At 35.0% G+C, this 15,947-nt stretch carries 16 protein-coding genes and 1 pseudogene; 6 read left to right on the top strand and 11 right to left on the bottom strand.

The genetic code is table 11. From position 1 onward, the window contains the following. Positions 1 to 88: 88 nt before the first annotated feature. The 3 genes from BTR34_RS02220 to BTR34_RS18675 form a co-directional block, all read right to left on the bottom strand. Positions 89 to 733 (bottom strand): DUF1801 domain-containing protein, encoded by a 645-nt coding sequence (locus tag BTR34_RS02220; protein ID WP_068486680.1) that lies wholly within the window; start codon positions 731 to 733, stop codon positions 89 to 91. A gap of 278 nt (positions 734 to 1,011) precedes the next feature. Further along, positions 1,012 to 1,149, bottom strand: coding sequence for a hypothetical protein (locus BTR34_RS18670; RefSeq protein ID WP_157483950.1), 138 nt, complete (start codon positions 1,147 to 1,149; stop codon positions 1,012 to 1,014). Between the two features lie 59 nt (positions 1,150 to 1,208). Next, positions 1,209 to 1,361, bottom strand: coding sequence for a hypothetical protein (locus BTR34_RS18675; protein WP_157493036.1), 153 nt, complete (start codon positions 1,359 to 1,361; stop codon positions 1,209 to 1,211). A gap of 28 nt (positions 1,362 to 1,389) precedes the next feature. On the opposite strand from BTR34_RS18675, the gene BTR34_RS02225 reads away from it, so the two are divergent. Further along, a complete protein-coding gene (locus BTR34_RS02225; RefSeq protein WP_068486678.1) occupies positions 1,390 to 1,842 on the top strand; it encodes a ferritin-like domain-containing protein in 453 nt (150 codons plus the stop codon). A 58-nt stretch (positions 1,843 to 1,900) separates the two neighbouring features. On the opposite strand, the gene hpf is transcribed toward BTR34_RS02225, so the two are convergent. From hpf to BTR34_RS02255, 6 genes are all read right to left on the bottom strand, one after another. After that, positions 1,901 to 2,203 (bottom strand): ribosome hibernation-promoting factor, HPF/YfiA family, encoded by a 303-nt coding sequence (gene hpf, locus BTR34_RS02230; protein WP_068486676.1) that lies wholly within the window; start codon positions 2,201 to 2,203, stop codon positions 1,901 to 1,903. A gap of 102 nt (positions 2,204 to 2,305) precedes the next feature. Next, the gene (locus tag BTR34_RS02235; protein ID WP_068486674.1) at positions 2,306 to 2,704 is read right to left on the bottom strand and encodes a VOC family protein; all 399 of its coding nucleotides are present in this window, start codon (positions 2,702 to 2,704) and stop codon (positions 2,306 to 2,308) included. Positions 2,705 to 2,798: 94 nt separating this feature from the next. Next, a complete protein-coding gene (locus BTR34_RS02240; RefSeq protein WP_082960229.1) occupies positions 2,799 to 4,268 on the bottom strand; it encodes a type III PLP-dependent enzyme domain-containing protein in 1,470 nt (489 codons plus the stop codon). After that, a complete protein-coding gene (locus BTR34_RS02245) occupies positions 4,243 to 6,060 on the bottom strand; it encodes an FAD/NAD(P)-binding protein (RefSeq protein ID WP_068486672.1) in 1,818 nt (605 codons plus the stop codon). The genes BTR34_RS02240 and BTR34_RS02245 overlap by 26 nt, the downstream gene beginning before the upstream one ends. 3 nt (positions 6,061 to 6,063) lie before the next feature. Beyond that, the gene (gene sbnA, locus BTR34_RS02250) at positions 6,064 to 7,077 is read right to left on the bottom strand and encodes a 2,3-diaminopropionate biosynthesis protein SbnA (protein ID WP_068486671.1); all 1,014 of its coding nucleotides are present in this window, start codon (positions 7,075 to 7,077) and stop codon (positions 6,064 to 6,066) included. Positions 7,078 to 7,291: 214 nt separating this feature from the next. Continuing rightward, positions 7,292 to 8,194, bottom strand: coding sequence for a helix-turn-helix domain-containing protein (locus tag BTR34_RS02255; protein ID WP_068486669.1), 903 nt, complete (start codon positions 8,192 to 8,194; stop codon positions 7,292 to 7,294). A 155-nt stretch (positions 8,195 to 8,349) separates the two neighbouring features. On the opposite strand from BTR34_RS02255, the gene BTR34_RS02260 reads away from it, so the two are divergent. From BTR34_RS02260 to BTR34_RS02280, 5 genes and pseudogenes are all read left to right on the top strand, one after another. Then, positions 8,350 to 9,129, top strand: a complete 780-nt coding sequence (locus tag BTR34_RS02260; RefSeq protein ID WP_068486667.1) for a hypothetical protein — start codon at positions 8,350 to 8,352, stop codon at positions 9,127 to 9,129. A 30-nt stretch (positions 9,130 to 9,159) separates the two neighbouring features. Continuing rightward, a pseudogene (locus tag BTR34_RS02265) lies at positions 9,160 to 9,759 on the top strand (sugar O-acetyltransferase); the annotation flags it as partial. 36 nt (positions 9,760 to 9,795) lie between these two features. After that, entirely contained in the window at positions 9,796 to 10,281 is a 486-nt protein-coding gene (locus BTR34_RS18485) for a cupin domain-containing protein (protein WP_197496204.1), read from the top strand. A gap of 439 nt (positions 10,282 to 10,720) precedes the next feature. Then, the gene (locus BTR34_RS02275) at positions 10,721 to 11,185 is read left to right on the top strand and encodes a (2Fe-2S)-binding protein (RefSeq protein WP_068486665.1); all 465 of its coding nucleotides are present in this window, start codon (positions 10,721 to 10,723) and stop codon (positions 11,183 to 11,185) included. A 47-nt stretch (positions 11,186 to 11,232) separates the two neighbouring features. Then, a complete protein-coding gene (locus BTR34_RS02280) occupies positions 11,233 to 13,437 on the top strand; it encodes a xanthine dehydrogenase family protein molybdopterin-binding subunit (RefSeq protein WP_068486663.1) in 2,205 nt (734 codons plus the stop codon). 72 nt (positions 13,438 to 13,509) lie between these two features. Here the strand turns inward: BTR34_RS02280 and BTR34_RS02285 are convergent, their stop codons facing one another. Together BTR34_RS02285 and BTR34_RS02290 are read right to left on the bottom strand one after the other, a co-directional pair. Continuing rightward, a complete protein-coding gene (locus BTR34_RS02285) occupies positions 13,510 to 14,388 on the bottom strand; it encodes a DUF6268 family outer membrane beta-barrel protein (protein WP_068486661.1) in 879 nt (292 codons plus the stop codon). Between the two features lie 233 nt (positions 14,389 to 14,621). Further along, positions 14,622 to 15,947: a DUF3570 domain-containing protein gene (locus tag BTR34_RS02290; RefSeq protein WP_068486659.1), complete on the bottom strand. Its 1,326-nt coding sequence runs from the start codon at positions 15,945 to 15,947 to the stop codon at positions 14,622 to 14,624.

The raw sequence follows: 15,947 nt of genomic DNA on the forward strand, positions 1-15,947 counted from the left end.
TAAAAATAATTTTTAATTCAAGAAGAAATATGATTCAGGGTTCAGTGAGACTCTTATTAATAAGATAATTAAATTCTTTTATACACCTTTAAATATACTTGTGAGACCCATCACACGTTGGCATTTTTTTAGAATGACCACATACACAATCATGAAAACCATATCCGTCTATTATTCTCTTAGTATATTTTTCAATTCTATCAATTTTTGTTTTTTGCTGTTTTGGAGCAGAGAAATAGAGATTATAACCACGTTGACGGCCAGGAGTCAAAGATTCAAAAGCCGCTTTTAAAGTTTTATTAGCTGCTAGCGCCTCAATTAATTCACTACATAATTTAAGATTTTCTTTTTCTTCAAGTACAACTTTTATACCTAATTTTTCTACCTCGATAGCTTCATAAATATAGGTCTTTAAAATATTTTCATTATTGATAATTTCACGGTCGGATAAAAATTTTATAAGTTTCACAGATTGAGAATTCTTACCTGGTGAAACCATAATGTCGTAATCATCTTTCAATAAAACACCTTTAAAAAAACTCAAGGAACAGTAATCCTTGAAATTTCCTAGTAACACTATATTACTTCCTTGAAAACTATAGCAAGGTTGTCTCCATTTATATTCTTCTGTTAAACCGCACTCCAATACTAATTTACGAAGCAGTTGTAGCTCTTTTTGCCATTTTTGAGTTTTCTCCAAAAACTCGTCTACTTTAACATTAGTTGTACTCATTTTTTTAACCGAAATTTTTTATTTCCTGACAATGTACCCAATATTGAATACAATAGTTAATTTCTCTTGTAATTATTTTGCCAATGTTTTTTTGCTGAAATCCTTCAAAACGTAACCCGTGTCTAAAGCAAACTATAACTCCGAAAATTATAGGAAAAAATAGAAATAAAAGCAGCGGAAAAAGCTTAAATAGCGAGATCTAATAAAAACGTAATGTCCTTTTTATTTCTTTTGATATCATTTCTACTGTAACAATTTCAACTAAATAGATTTAAAAACTACTTTAACTTGTTCTTTTTCTTGTCAGATATGTAGGTATATCCTAAATATATCAATTGGATTCCTACAGCAGCTATTTTTAATTTTCTACTTCTTACTAACATCTTTGCAACTCCAATAAGTGGTGATAATCCCATAACTTTCTATTTTATATTGTTCGAGACTAAAATAATAGATAGTGCTTTTTGAGCTTAACTCAATCCGTAGAAATGATATACCGATAACCTTCTACCAAGCTAGTGTGTACCGTATTTGGAAGTTTATTGAATACAGCAAAAGTTCTATTCTTTATAGTTAAATATTGCCATTTAATGGCAGTATATTGAAGGTATAAAATTTGTTTAATCATAGACTAACCGTCTACTAAAATTTAATACATGAATACTGATATAGAGAAAATCGAAGACCATTTAAAAGACTTGGTAAGTAAAAATGAAGATGCAATTAAAGGATTTGAAAAAGCATCTGAAAATTCCAAACAAGCAGGAATAAAAAGTTATTTTGAAAGAAAAGTTGTTGATCGTATGCAATTCTTGAGAGAGCTTAGAGCAGCGGTGCCAGAACTAGATTTAGGAAGAGTTGAAATCGAAGGTAGTGCTGCTGGAACATTACACAGAACTTGGATGGATGTAAAAGCATTCTTCGCAGAAGATAATGATGAAGCAATGCTTGAGGAAGCCGTTAGAGGTGATAAAGCTGCCATTAATGACTATGATAAAGCGTTGGCAGAAACTATGATGCCACACCGTTTAAAAGAAATCATTAGAGCTCAGAAAGAACACTTACAAAATGATTTGCAGACTACAGAGATTTTAGAAAATCATAGATAAAATATCATCCTTATAATTATGAAAGCCCTTGCTATTGGCAAGGGCTTTTTAATGCTCATTAGTAAGCTTTCATCTTATCTTTTCTCTTCTTAAGTTGTCTTTCCAATTCGCTTATCGATTCTAAGACAGAATCTTCGAAATTCTCATTACTGGCTTCAGCGAAAATTCTTGGACCTGGTAAACTTAAACGAATGTTACAAATAAGACCTGTTTCATCAGACGATGTATTTTCTTGTTTTAAAAATACGTCCGCTCTAATAATGTCATCGAATTTCTTATGAAGTTTATTTAATTTATCTTCTGTAAAACTTTCTAATCTTTTACTAGCGGTAACGCCATCATACTCATATATAATATCCATAATTGTTATTTTAATTAAATATCGAGGTTCAACTCTTAAAGAGCAGCGCATCGATAGTATACTTATTTTAATTGAAATCTCTAGTTACCTTAATACAATGATTTACTTATTGACATTTACCATCCATCCTATTCCGTAACGGTCGGTACATCTACCAAAATGTCCCCATTCTCGTTCTCTAAATTCGTGATGTATTTGACCACCACTTGATAAATCTTTGAACAATTGTTTTCCTTCATCCAAATTATTCGTATCAACGCTCATGTTTATCTGATTACCATTATTCAATGGCGTATCGGGTGCGGCATCGTACGCCATAAAATGCACTCCTTTTCCCTTTAATTCAGCATGTTGTAATTTCTGCCGAAAAGAGGATGGAACATCGATTTTTTTATCCTCGTACGTTTGTTTGTTTTTAATGTCTGCGTTGAAAAGATTCGAGTAGAAATTCAATGCTTCTTGACAATTGCCGTTAAAGGCTAAATATGCTTGTGTTTTCATGATTTATTGTTTTCAAACAATTTACCCATAACCTCGAGTTTTCTTTGTCTTAAAAAACTTAGTTATTGATGCATTAACATATTATAAATCCCAACTATTCAAGCGTAATTTTTTTATCATCTATAAATTGAAAAAATGATAATTTTTCATTTGATCCTGTAAAAATTAAATTTGTCGATAATTCAAAAAGATGTGCTTCAGTTTCAAAGAAGTGCATCATGTAACCTGCCGTATTTACAAAGGCTACATACTCCCCTATATCCGGTAATCTTGGCAATGTTATTTTTCGTTTTAATAATACATCTCTCTCCAAACAATAAGCACCAGTAAAAAATACATCTACCTCTTCGTTTTCTTCAACTTCAGAGTTATAAAGCATAAATGGGTCTAAAAGAAAATCTGCACTTGAGCTCATCATCTGGCTCATGTTCATTTCTAACCCGACCAACCATTGTCCTTTGGCATCTTTTTTTCGATGGATTACTTTTGCAACCGTCATCCCAACTTGGTCTAACAATGACCTACCCGGCTCTATTCTTAATTCAATTTTATTTTTACTTAGTAAGGAAGCAACAGTTAAACCGGAATCATTATCCATAAAATCTAGCACTTCTCTTATAAATGAACCTTTGTTTATTTTATTATAGTACGGATAAGTATTCAGCTTACCTCTCAACTTCCCTTCTTCTAGTCTAAAACCCAGGCCATTGTCGTTAAATGTAATATCATTGTCTTGTTTTACAACTGCTTTCTTCAAATTGTCATTAAAGACAATCCATTCTTTTTCTTCTTCTAAATAGTTCATCAAAATTCCTCCGCCTATATCTATAAACGAGACAGGATATCCTTTTTCTTTTAAAGTTGAAACAATGTGTATACTTGCAATTAAACTTACACTTCGCTGATGAGTAGAATAACTATCTAAATGAAAATGTATGCCCATAACTTCTAACATATCAAAGGTTTTATGTTCACCTACATATGAGGACACAAAATCGATTACATCTTCAACGTCAAAACCAAAACGACTATAAAGCTTTTCTTCTTCGACCTCAAAACCGCTAATTCTAAAACCTACAATTGCCTTCTTCCCTATTCTTATGGCAACTGACTGCGTAAGCACGCATTCATCTTCATTATCCAATATTATAGGTACACCAGATGTAATTGCCAGTTCTATTTGTAGCTCTGTTTTAATTGCAGCAGTTAATACCAAATTTTCGCTATTACCACCCAATGCCAAGCACTGTTCTAATTCTTTAAAACTAGCAGTATCTACACCTATACCTGAGGCGAATGCTTGTTTTACCAAACCTTTGGATTTATTGGCTTTTCTGGCATAAAAGATTCTATATTTTAATCCGTAAGATTCAAAAACCTGTTTGTAGCTTTCGCTGTTTTGATTGAAAGAAGGCAAATGATGAATGTTTATTGGGGAACCATAGCGTTCAACCAAACCTCTGACAACAGCTAGATTATTGAATAATTCATGCATCCAGTCAGAAGTCTTTGGGGTCAATTCATATTTTGGTTTTCCCTTATAATACATTTTCTTCTCTTTCATAATTTTCAGTTCTTCCATCTCTTTTTTTAATTGCTCTACAGGTTGATTTTGCCCAAACCGATGCAAAATTGTTTCGGGTTCTTGATAGCGTATCATTGTCGCAGGTTATTCCCTCGGTCGGGGTTCCATAAAATGAAATATCCGTATTGACATTACCATTTTTGTCTATTGCATTTCCTACTTCATTTATCTCTATACAACCTGGCTTATAACCCGTTATTAGTTTATTTTCAAATTCACGAATTAGTCCGTTTTCTACTAAATTCTGATAGAGCTCATTTTTGAATCCACCTTCCTTCCCTCTTGAAATAGTAGCGTTTACTAAATAGCTTATATCAGTTGCTTGTCCGTTTTTTATGTGCAAGCTAATTTTACTTTTATCATCATTAAATGAAATAGACGCAGATTTGACATAGCTGAAATCTAATATGCCAGCTTTACAGAGCGCTAACATTTTCTGCATATTCTTTACAGGAGGTCCGTAAGATAGGCGGTTAAATAATCCGAAATAAAATGTATCGAATTCTTTATGCGAAACTGCATCTAAGCCACCAAAACTATAGATTTCATTAAAAATAGGACTGATTTTACGCCATGTAGAAACGGCTGCCATAAACGGACTTTTATCTTCTCCTAATCTAGCTTCATTTATTAGTAACTCTATATACACTTGTAAGACTATAGATGATAATTTAGGCTCATCTTTAAACGGATTCACTATATCGTCCCAATTAAAAACCGGACATTCTGGGAAATCTTCATGAAAATATTGCACCTGGTTTTCTATTACCGTAAAATCTTCATCAAAATAAAATTGATGGCCATAATTCTTAAATAATACACTGTAATACGCAAAATAAAATTCTTTCTTAATCAATGGCAGCAGCGTATAATTAAAACTAACTGGTCTATTTTGTTTTAATTCTGCTATGACCTCTTTTGTAAAAAAATGTAACTCGGTATCGGTCGTAAGTAATCCATTTCTTGGTACCATGGGCAAGCCTGTTCGTGAAAACGGATAAATTTTATTAGGCTCTTTTCCAGATGGAATATACTTTAATATCCCTTTATCATGCTTTTTAAACGAACCTTCCCTACCCTCTGTCAATGACAAAATTGCATCGATAGCAGTTAGCCCAAAGCCTTTAATAGCCACTAAAGAATCTTTGGTAATATGACTTAATTTCTCATCCATTGGATATACAAATTCAATCTTATTATCTAGCATTATATTTTTGCGGCTTTGAGCTTTAAAGGAATGATGACCAGTTGTGAAAAGCATCTTATTACACTGAATATCAGCTTCTTGTCTAAATTTTGCATCGACATACTTTAATTCATATGCCTCCTCTTTTTTATACACATTGGTAACCGTACCAATATGCACGACCACCTCAATATTCTTAGGCAATTGTTCCAGAACAAATTGGTAACACGCTTCCAAATACTTGCCAACTGTAGCTCTAGGAGCATACATGCCAGGAGCGGCATCTGCTATTTTATTCCCTGTCAACCACGTTACAAAATCTGGAGTTGAAGTAGCGGGAGCGTATGGCTTTTTTAAAACCCAACTGTTGATATTTCGGTTGGTGTAGTTCATTATCAAATATTCGGGCTGATCTGTTCTATACACATCACCCGAAGCTAAAAATTTTGTGTTATTGAAAATATGAATCTGTATCGCTCTTGAAAATTCAGCTTCATTCAGGTAAGCAATCAACCTTTCAAAACCGTAAAAACCCTTTGGTCCAAAACCTATAATGCCCACTTTATATGTGTTATTGTCATTCATAGATTATGCTACTTGCCATCCTCCTAACGGAGTAAAAGCGTTTCTACTTTCCGGTAATTCTTTTAACAACCATTCTGTATTATAAATGGTGTCCAAATAGCGTTCTCCACGGTCACATAAAAATAACGCACAATTGCTATCTGCTTTAATGTTCTTACTATACTTCTCTACGGCACTTATCATTCCGCCAGAAGAACCTCCACAAAGGATTGCCTCTTTTTCCAATAAACTCCAACAACCACGGGCGCAATCAACATCATCTACATACACTTGGTCATATATACGGTTCGTATCTAAAAACTGTGATGGGACCCCAGCACCATGACCGGGAATTAATCGTTTTAATGGCGGACCACCAAAAAGCACACTACCCACAGCATCGACAGCTATAATTTTAGTGTCCAGATTATTCTTAACAATAAAATCTGCACAACCCATTAGGGTACCACAAGTACTTGTAGCCACAAATAAGTAATCTAATTTACCATGTAATGCGTCCATTATTTCTGTCATTGTTTGATGATGCGTTAATGGATTATTTTGATTACCATATTGATTAGACCAAAAACTATTGGGAATTGTAGCTAACAAATGTTGTACTTTTTCTAAACGAGCCCCTAAGTAACCTCCGTCCTGCTTTGGTTTGGTTACTTTTTCTATACGTACTCCATAAGTTCTAAGAATCTTTTCCGTATGCGAATTTAATTTTGGATCTACTACGACAATTAAATTAAGATCAAAGTATAAACATGCCTGAGCCAAACCTACGGCCATATTTCCTGAGCTAGATTCTATTACCGTATCTCCATTTTTTATTCTACCATCTGCAAGTGCTTTTTGCAAAATAAAAAGTGAAGTTCTGTCCTTGATACTTCCGGCAGGATTTGCAGCTTCTAGTTTACCGTACAAATTGAAATTAGCATGTCTGTTAATTTTGTTCAGCTTTACCAAAGGTGTGTTACCAACGGTATCTACTATAGATTCAGAAATTGTATGTGCTATATTTTGAGTTATCATATTCAATCGATTAATATCCAAGCAGAAAACAAGGATGATTCACTTCGATAAAAATACTTTGATAGACAATCTTTGAATATCACTATTCATTAATTAAATAACTCTTTTAAATTTTAAATTAAGGTTTATACTATTTAATTCATTGATAAATAGGATAATAAATATGGCTTGATCTACTTTAAGGATAAAGATTTATTCGCAATTAATTAAACTTTTAGTTCAACTGCCTAAACTCATTAGGTGAATACCCCACTTTTTGTTTAAACAAACGGCTAAAATGTTGTGGATATTTAAACCCTAGTTCGTAGGCAATTTCACTGACCGATTTATTGGGGTCGAAAACCTTTTCCTTGGCAACATCAATCAATTTGTTCTGAATGTATTCTTGGGCAGAGTAGCCTGTTTCTTTTTTGACCAAATCACCAAAGTAGTTCGCACTCAAATGTAGATTTTCTGCAAAATAGCTAACTGATGGTAATCCGTTGGTTTTAGGTTTTTCCGATGAAAAATAAGTACCTAACAGCGAATCGAATTTTTCCAAAGCACCTTGGTGTTGAATTTCCCTAGTCAAAAATTGTCGGTCATAAAAACGAATACAATAATCCAACATCAGTTCAATATTACTTACAATGAGTTTTTTACTGTGCTTATCAAGGTTTTGCTCTAGTTCATATTGAATCTTGTCCAACACACTCAATATCAATTCACGTTCCCGGGCGGACAAGTGAAGGGCCTCTTTAACGGAATAAGAGAAAAAATTATACGAATTCATTTTTCTACCCAATTCGCTTCCCAGTAACAAGTCTGGGTGAAAAATCAAGGCATAGCCTTTTGGAACATAATCTGGTTCATATTCTAAACCGACCTGTTGTCCCGGACCTAAAAAAACCATGGAACCCTCGTCAAAATCGTATTCCCCGCCCCCATATTTCAACTTGCAGTTTTTGGCATCTTTCAGAAAAACGGCATAACAATTAAAATACAATCCATCATACGAATAGTCTGGGAACGCATCTGAATTTTCGTAATCCAAAATACCAACCAAAGGGTGAGATGGTCTGGAACTTCGCCATTTAAAATAATCAGCAACAGTATTGATTACAAGAATATTCTTCATATTTTCATTGGATTTAAAATAAAGATAAGCTATTGACAACCAAGGATTCAAGCTCTCATATTAAAAACTGTAATAAAGGTATGAACATCCGTAATTTGGGTACTCAAATTCTTATTTTCTAAGGGTATTTTTGGTGAGTATATAATTATAGTTTGATGAGAAAGATAGCCCAACTTCTAGTATTCTTAGTTTTATTGATGGTATTCCCAAAAGGGAATGCACAGGAAGAAAATCGTAAATTTCTGGATGATTTCAAAGGTACGGCCAGTATTACCCAGAATGGCATATCGCTAGTGCCTTCGTTCTCATTGGGTGACCCAGCATTATTATTTGATCTGAAGTTTACCAAGGGTAGGGTCAGTTTTGAACCTGATATGCGCTTTGCGCTCGAGGGCAAACCATGGTCTTTTCTTTTTTGGTTCCGCTACAAAGCCATTCAAAAAGAAAAGTTCTCACTTCGAGTCGGGGCACATCCCGCATTGAATTTTAGGACCGTTAGTGTATTTCGTGATGGCCAGAGCGAAGAACTATTGGAATCGAGAAGGTATTTGGCGGCAGAGATTGTACCCACTTACAAAATATCCGAAAAAGTGAGTATCGGAATGTACTACTTACGTGGACAAGGTTTTGACGAAGGGGTAAAAACAACCAATTTTTTGGTGTTGAATTCTTCCTTTACCAATCTATTTATTTCTGAACAATTCTATTTCAACATTTCCCCACAGGTGTATTATTTAAAGACAGACGATGACAAAGGGTATTATGCAGTTGGATTTATCACTTTGGCCAAGAAGGATTTTCCACTTTCTATTTCGGCTATTTTAAACAAGGCAATTGATACGGAAATAGTTCCAGAAGATGATTTTACATGGAATATTTCACTAGTGTACAGCTTTGGAGGCATCAACAGGAGAATGTTTAAACAAAAAATATGATGGCCATTGTTAAATGTGTAATTTGTAAAAATGGATAAAGCGGAAAACCAAAAAAGACAAAATAATTCCAGTTCGGAAGAAAGGGACATTTTTAATCGGTTAAAAGCAGGAGAAACCATTCCGCCCAAGGACGCTCAAGCCAATAGAATGCTTGAGGCCTCATACAGCACAAAAAAATTGCTGGTGCAGATGAACAACGCAACCGACCCTAAAGAAATCAGGGATTTGCTGAGCCAAATTACAGGGAGTGAAATTGACGAAAGCGTCGCCGTTTTTACCCCCTTGTATATCAATTACGGTAAGCATATAAAAATTGGTAAAAACGTATTCATCAACTTCGATTGTGTCTTTCTTGATTTGGGAGGAATTACCATTGAAGATGGCGTACTGATAGCACCTAAAGTGAGCTTGCTGTCCGAAGGGCATCCTATTTCTCCCGATAAAAGACATTCACTGGTTCCAAAACCCATCCACATTAAGAAGAATGCATGGATCGGTGCCAATGCCACCATTTTGCATGGCGTAACCATAGGAGAAAATTCGGTAGTTGCCGCAGGTTCGGTCGTTTCCAATGACGTTCCCGATAATGTTGTCGTAGGAGGAACTCCTGCAAAAATCATCAAGAAAATTAAAACAGATAAAATGAGAACAATAATGAGAACAACAATGACATTCGCAGTTGCTCTGATACTATTATTAGGACAGGCTTGCAACACCAAGAAAGAAAAAAAACAAGAAAATATGGCATCGAACCCGTCTGAAGAAGCAATTTTCCCAAAAGGAGAACTTGGGCTTGCTAAAAATTTCACAGGCAATGCTTACAATTATGGTTTGGTCGCAAATGATTCTATCTACAACACACTTGTGGGCAATGTTTATTTCGAAAAAAGTGCAAGATCAAATTGGCATTTACATCCAAGCGGGCAAATTCTAATTGTACTCGATGGTGAAGGATATCATCAATTGGAAGGACAGCCAAGGCAATTGATGAAAAAGGGTGATGTCATCAAAGTTCCGGCAAATACTAGGCACTGGCATGGCGCAACGGAAAATAAAAGTCTTACACAAATGTATATTCTACCAAAAACAGAAAATGGATTTGTTACCTGGCTTGAGCCTGTGACTGATGAACAGTATACATCAAAAAATTAAAACACAAAGAAATTTCCAGATTAGGGTATCAACCCTCGGTCAAAGGACTGGACGATTGGTTTACCTACAAAGATTGCTTTTCAGAACCATATAAAATTGGTAAGGAAGAAAGAGTGGTAACGTATTTAGCAATGTATGGCAGAGACAATCCGATTACTTGGACCGAGGTGCTTAGTCAAGAATATTATAACAGTATTGCTGAAAAATTGAAAAATAACAAATAAATTAATATCAAAAGGTATTCTATGTTTTGCAAATAGATTTCAAGATTTTACAATTTTTCAATGTATCTGTGTAAGCACCATCTTTTACATAATTCCGTCAAGTATAACAAGCTCGTTAGTAGCATTTAATTTTTATGATAATTTATGTATAATTCCTCCTATTTACTTCAAAAAAATTCTTAATTTAAAGGCACTCAATCAAATAGAAGAAAAGCATGGCAAATTTCAGTTTAAAAGTTAATGGACAAACCCAAGAAGTAGAAGTAGATCCGTCTACACCAATGCTTTGGGTACTAAGAGATCATTTAAAATTAGTAGGTACAAAATTTGGTTGTGGTATTGCACAATGTGGTGCATGTACTGTTCATTTAGGTGATAATGCCGTACGCTCTTGTCAGCTACCGGTTTCTGCTGTTGGCGAACAATCAATCACAACTATTGAGGGACTTTCTGAAAATGGAGATCATCCTGTTCAAAAGGCTTGGATTGAAGAAGACGTATACCAATGTGGCTATTGCCAGGCAGGACAGATTATGAATGCCAGTGCATTTTTAAAACGAAATCCTAATCCCACTGACTCGGAAATTGAGGATGCTATGAACGGTAATATCTGTCGTTGTGGTACGTATACGCGAATAAAGAAAGCTATTAAAAATGCTTCAAGTATTTCTAACGCGTAATTTTTACCCCACATCGTTGGGATTTTAACCTTCAAAAAAACAAACAGATGACACTCATTAAAACAACATATAACAGACGTTCTTTCTTAAAAAGCAGTTCGCTTGCCGGTGGCGGTATGATTTTAGGATTTAGTTGGTTGGCCTCATGCAAACCTACCCCTGAGCAAGTTAGCAACATACCAAAAGAATGGTTCGATATAAATGCCTTTCTGAAAATTGGAGATAATGGTATGGTAACTATTATGTCGCCTAACCCAGAAATTGGCCAGAATGTAAAAACTTCTATGCCTATGATCGTTGCAGACGAACTTGGTGTAGATTGGAAAAATGTAATTGTAGAACAAGCACCATTAAATACCGATATTTTTCAGAGACAATTAGCTGGTGGTAGTCAATCTATTCGCGCCAGCTGGTCTGGATTAAGAATGGCCGGTGCAACAGCAAAACATATGTTAGTCGCTGCAGCTGCGGATGCTTGGCAGGTTGATGCTTCAGAAATTAAAGTGGACAACGGAGTTATTAGTCACGCTGCATCAAATAATACAGCTACATTCGGAGATATGGCTTCGAAAGCGGCAACAATGCCAATACCAGAAGAAGTAACGCTGAAAGAAACAAGTGATTTTAATATTATAGGTACGGATAGACGTAATGTTGACGGACCAAGTATTGTTACCGGAAAACCTTTATTCGGAATCGATATTCAAGAGGAAGGAATGATGATTGCCATGATCGTTAATCCACCAGCTTTTGGTATGACCTACAAATCTATGAATGCCGATGCCGTGAAATCAATGCCAGGTATTAAAGATGTTTTCCCTATCGATGTTTATAAAGACGATACGGAAAAACAATGGTCCGATGGCGGTGCTATAGATAAATTAGTTGCCATTGTTGGTGAGAGTACTTGGCAATGTATGCAAGCTAAAAAAGCATTACATGTAGAGTGGGAAGAAACTTCTGCTTTAGAAAGTACCGAAGGACACAACGAGGCGTTGACAAAATTATTGAACACTTCTTCCAAGGAACCTGCACGTAAAGACGGTAATGTAGCAAGCGCATTTAAAAAAGCAGCGCAGATTATAGAACGTACGTATAGCGCTCCATTTTTAGCACACAACACTATGGAACCCATGAACTTTTACGCAAATGTAACTGCTGAAAGAGCATTATTAAACGGACCTATACAGACGCCAGAATTTTTAGAAAAAACGTTGGCATCAAGATTAGGTATGCCAGTGGAAAAAATAGATATAAAAATGAGTCGTATGGGTGGCGGATTTGGTCGTCGACTTTATGGAACTTTTGGAGTGGAAGCTGCCGTAATATCGCAACACGTGCAAGCACCTATAAAATTAGTATACACACGTGAAGATGATATGACCCAAGGCACCTACCGCCCTACCTATAAAGTAAAATATAAAGCTGGTTTGGACAAAGAAGGTAATTTAATTGCATGGCACGTAAAAGGTGCAGGTTCAAATGATGATCTACTTTTTGAGAATAGATTTCCTGCTGGTGCCGTAGGTAATTACTTGGCCGAAAAATTTAGTTTAGAAACCAATGTATCTACAGGCGCATGGCGTGCCCCACGTTCTAACTTTATTGCGGGTGCCGAGCAAGCATTTTTAGATGAAGTTGCAGAAGCTGCTGGTAAAGACCCTATTGAATTTAGATTAGAATTATTTGATAGAGCAATAAAAAATCCTGTTGGGGAACCAGAGAAAAATGACTACGACCCTGTACGCTATGCAGGTGTTCTAAAATTAGTAAGAGATAAATCTGGTTGGGACAGTACGGTCAATAACGGCACGGCCAGAGGGGTATCCGCATATTATTGCCATAATTCGTATGTTGCACAAGTGTTAGACCTTTCTAACGATAGTAAATCGCCTAAAGTAGATAAAGTTTGGTGTGCAGTAGATTGTGGAATCGTTATTAACCCATTGGCAGCGAAAAATCAAATTGAAGGTGGCATCATAGATGGTATAGGTCATGCAACTTTTAGTGAATTGACTTTCAAAAATGGACAACCTCAACATAAAAATTTTGACACCTATCGCTTAATCAGACATAAAGAAGCACCTAAAGAAATTGAAAGTTTCTTCGTAGACAACGGTATAGACCCTACCGGATTAGGGGAACCTTCTTTACCACCAATAATTGGTGCATTGGCAAATGCACTTTATAAGGCAACAGGACAAAGACATTATAATCAACCGTTTATTACAGAGAAATCAGTAATAGGCTAATGCCCTTATGCTATTTTTAAACTAAAACGCCAAAATTTAAGATTTCGGCGTTTTTTATTTCTTTAGGGAATACTATATTTTAAATTTCAATTTCGCTCTTAAATAGCTTCTTGAATCATTATCTATGGTAAAAATCGTGTTGTTATTGCCATCTTTGAGCTTATTGCTCAAACTAAAATTATATGCAGCTCTCAGATCTAATTGTAAGTGATCTGTAAAATGGTATTCATATTGTAATCCACCATTTATCAATGACATATTTATCAGTTCAGCTACGTCTGTATCATTCACTAAAGCCCCATTCTGCACATTTGAAGTAAAACCGTCTAGCTGGGCGAATAACTTTAAACGATGTTTATCAGAAATATGGTATTGCAAGTTTGTTTTTGGGATGCCTATATTAAATGACCAATCGGGTCTAAATTTTTTATAATAACTGATAAATGGCAGTGGAAATACATATCCCCTATTTTGAGAATATGATAGACCTACAATTAGTCTTGACGGTTTATCAAAATCATTATCAAATTTCTTCACAAAAACAATATCCCCTGAAAATACTATATCATCTGCAGTTAAACTTTTGGCTGTATTATTAGTACTAATACCAGGTTGAAAACGTACGCCCAACCTCCATCCGTTTTTTAATGGCTTGGTATAACCAATGGTTAAATCTAATACCTGAAAATCATTTAAATTATCTCGGTCAAATGGTAATTCTTCATCTTTAAAACGCAAATGAATATTACTATAATCAAAACCTAGAAATAAGTATTTTCCTTTTCCCTTTAACTGAATGGGAAAGTTAAATAGTGCCCGTGATCTGGTATATTCCACATCAGACCTTTTATTAGGAATGTATGTAAAATCTACACTGGCCAAATCGCTCAATTGCGCTTTTGATGTAAAGCTAATTATGAGGAGAAAAAATAAAGTTAATTTAAACCGCATTTATCATTTGTTGAATCTGCACTAAATAATAATGTGATTACGGTCTATTTATTGTGTTGATTTAGTGCTATTAAGCAAAAAATTATCTTAAGTGAGTATTGCTGATTATAATTATAAAACTTTGGTTAACTGCGCATCAACAACGGAAACCAAACCAACATCTTTTCTACCTTTCTAGTAAACTCAATAATTCCGAACATCAAATGATTTTTGTTAATAATGAATCGTGAGTTTTAGTCCATTACAAACTTAACGCCCGCGGTGATGATGCTAGAACTAAAAGTGGTGTCTCTGTCATATTTATAGAACTTTAAATCTATACTTTTAAGTCCGAGTTTCCAGACATGCATCTTTGTAAAAATATCTGTGTACGAAACTCCCATCCCAAATTGGTTTGCCGAGTATTTCGACAAATCATAATCTGACGTATAAAAGGTTTCGGTTGATAACGCTTCTTCATAACCAAAGAAATAATCTGCAGCAGTCTGCTGGTAGTATCTATAAGATGGATAAACCGTAAACTTATCTGTAAGTTTAATTGGTACTTCTACGCTAGCTGTATGCGAATTAATACCCCAATCATCATAGTAATATCTATAAAAACTTCTAACAACAAACGTTTCATTGATATACCAGTTTAATCGACCACCAGCAGCTACTTTAAATCGGCTATTTGGTAACTGTTCTATGGCATCTGCCAATTGAAAGTTTTCTATAAAAGAATCTGCTATATCGCTGAAATATACACGCTGAAAAGGAGTAGACAGTAATCCTTGTTGTTGAACCAAATCTAGCGCTAATGAACCTTGTAGATTCTTACTCAGAATTTGAGAAAATCCGAAGCCTAAAGAATATGAATTTCTTGTTTCATCAGAAAACTTATCAAAACTTGGACTGTAATTAGTATTACCTGTAATTGTTTTATTTGAGAAAAAACCATTATTTAAACCATTGGCACCACTAGCGAAAGGTCGTAATTCTGATGGATATAAAGCATTCCATTTATCTAAATAAACATTCGCATTTATACTGACTTCCGTATTCTTCTCATTGAAAAGTTTTGTCAATCCCCCACCGAATCCTAATGAAAAATAATCATACTCGCTTGATACGGACACCTTACCAGAAACAATCGTATTTCTATCATCAGAACTATTACTATAAGAACCAGATATATTTGCCCATGTATCTGAACTAGAAGCTCCAGAACTAGCCACAAACGGATCTGCTGGCTGACCTCCGTCAAAAGGATCTACATTACTAGAAGAAGCTGAGGTATAAGCCGAAACACCCGCATCTATAGTAAGAACATCGTCATCGGTTAAAGGAATCGCAACAACAAATGTACCCGTAAAATCGGTAAGTTCTTCTGTCCCTAAACCACCACTTACCGCGGCATTATCACCATCTTGCGAATAATAACTGGTTAAGAAATCTACCTCTGTAGTTTCTAAAACACGCTTTTTATAGGTCTTTACAGAATCTTGAGCTTGTTGGGCATAACTCATCGTAAACGCGAATAATGCTGCAATAGAAACTATTATTTTGAATATTTTCAT

The organism is Maribacter hydrothermalis (assembly GCF_001913155.1).
Taxonomy (GTDB): Bacteria; Bacteroidota; Bacteroidia; order Flavobacteriales; family Flavobacteriaceae; genus Maribacter; species Maribacter hydrothermalis.